This window comes from Microcystis sp. M49636_WE2 (assembly GCF_030065375.1).
GTDB lineage: Bacteria > Cyanobacteriota > Cyanobacteriia > Cyanobacteriales > Microcystaceae > Microcystis > Microcystis aeruginosa_C.
In genome coordinates, this window is record NZ_JASJFG010000509.1 from 1 (window position 1) to 1,957 (window position 1,957).

Below are 1,957 nucleotides of genomic sequence, written 5' to 3' on the forward strand. Positions count from 1 at the left end.
TGGGCAAAATTGCCATCGCCAGGGCTAATCCTGCCAAAAAGCCATGCAACCAATCGGCCCGGGTTAATCCATAAATCACGACCACCGCCGCGCAAATGGCAAGCGCAATCATCGTCAATTTACCGACAATGCGACGGGTTTCTTTCTGTAAGACCGTGTCTTCCGGTTCAACCGTTTGCAGAGCTTTGCCAATTTTTCCCATTTCAGTATGTATGCCCGTTGCTTGCACCTGGGCAATGCCCTGCCCTTGCACCGCAAGAGTGCCAGAATAGACAGTGGGTAAGTCGTCTCCACCCGGTCTCAAGGTTGCTGAAAGTTTCTCTGGGTCTTCTTCCAGCTGGATGGTGCGTTTCCTGACCGGAACAGACTCCCCGGTTAACAGCGATTCATCAATCGTCAAGTGAGTCGACCACAGCAAAATCGCATCCGCAGGAACGCGATCGCCCTCCTCCACCACGATCAAATCGCCCTGTACCACTTCTCGCCCCGCAATCCGCTGCCGCTCCCCATCTCGAATCACCAAGGCCCGAGGACTGGATAAGTCCCGCAGTGCTTCTAGAGAACGTTCCGTTTTTTGCTCCTGGTAAAGATTGATGCCAATAATAAAAAAGACAAACCCCAACAAAATCAGAGCTTCTTGAGCATCACCCAAAAAGAGGTAGATGACACCACAGGCAATCAGGAGCAATAAAATCGGCTCTTGGATAATGTCTAGGGCGATCCTTAAAAAAGTACGATGCTGAGTTGAGGGGAGTTCGTTGTAGCCGTGCTGTTTCAAGCGCTCACTAGCTTCTTGACTAGACAACCCGTTAAACTGCCTATTTTGTATAGGTGCAACCATAACAATTACCTAGGTTTTTCACACAGGCTATTCTCGCACACAGAGAGTGGGTAAGCTGTACTGAATTTAAACTACGTATTGAAAATTTTAGTACAAATGCTCAAACTTCTTCTCCCTGCTCCCCACTCTGGCACTCCAGGGCAGTATTAACGACTAATTTAGATAGTCAAGAGCTTGGCCGGTCGTCAAGACCAAATTAGGTTATAAGCTCAGACGCATCTTAACCGCCTATCCTTAGATTAGCTGAATCTCCCCCAATCCTTTTACTAAGTACCTAAGCAAAATTAATTACACATATCTAACCCCCCCTTTGCCTATTGCCTATTGCCTATTGCCTATTGCCTCTCCTAACCAAGAAGTTAATTTTTTTCTAGTGCTTAATCATATTCTTTTGCCGCTTGTACTAAGGATAAAAGTTGTCCGGTTTGCTCGGTTCCCGATACTCCTAAATCACTGTGACAGAGGATAACTTTTTCGCTTACCCTTGCTAACAAATCCCTTAAAACTCTCTGTAAACGGTCCTGATTTTCCTCTAATTCTGCTTCTGTTGTCCAGGGTTGATAGGGACTTTCTCGCCAAAAAATTGGCGCAGCAAAAAGAGTAGCAGCACCTCCTTGTTCCCAGAGTGGAGAAGAACAATCTAGCCAAAAATGCCAACGATGACTAGAACGAAAAGAACGATATTGAAAGATATTGCCTAGGGTGACTGCTGAGGAAGATTTAATAAATTGTCGCACAGGATAGGGATTAGCGGTAATTGTACCACGGCGCAAAAGTTGGATAAACTGACTAATAGTTTCGCTGGGACTTTGAAAAGAGGGTTCACTCTCACGCAAACGGCGATCGATCTCCCAAAAATGTTGGGCAGTTTCCATTAATTCTCGCAAAGCTGCCAAGTGATCGAAGGGCAAATTTTCCCCATCGTTTAATAATTGTTCGATCGCTTGATTTAAGACAAAAATCGGTAAAAGTTTGGCTTCTTGCTGCCGTTTTTTCATCCCTTCGATCCAGTGACAAATTCTTTCGTAGGCAGTACAAGCTTTTTGTCCTAAGCGATCCCAACGGGGAAAAGTTTCGATCGCTAATAAACGAGGATTTTCTGGATGCACTTGATAA

The 1,957-nt window shown here is 45.5% G+C and carries 1 protein-coding gene and 1 pseudogene; both read right to left on the reverse strand.

The window, feature by feature from the left end:
- A partial coding sequence (locus PX484_RS11890) for a P-type ATPase actuator domain-containing protein (protein ID WP_288103995.1) occupies positions 1–841 on the reverse strand: 841 nt, incomplete at its 3' end.
- 377 nt (positions 842–1,218) lie between these two features.
- Positions 1,219–1,957: pseudogene (locus tag PX484_RS11895) on the reverse strand (recombinase family protein); the annotation flags it as partial.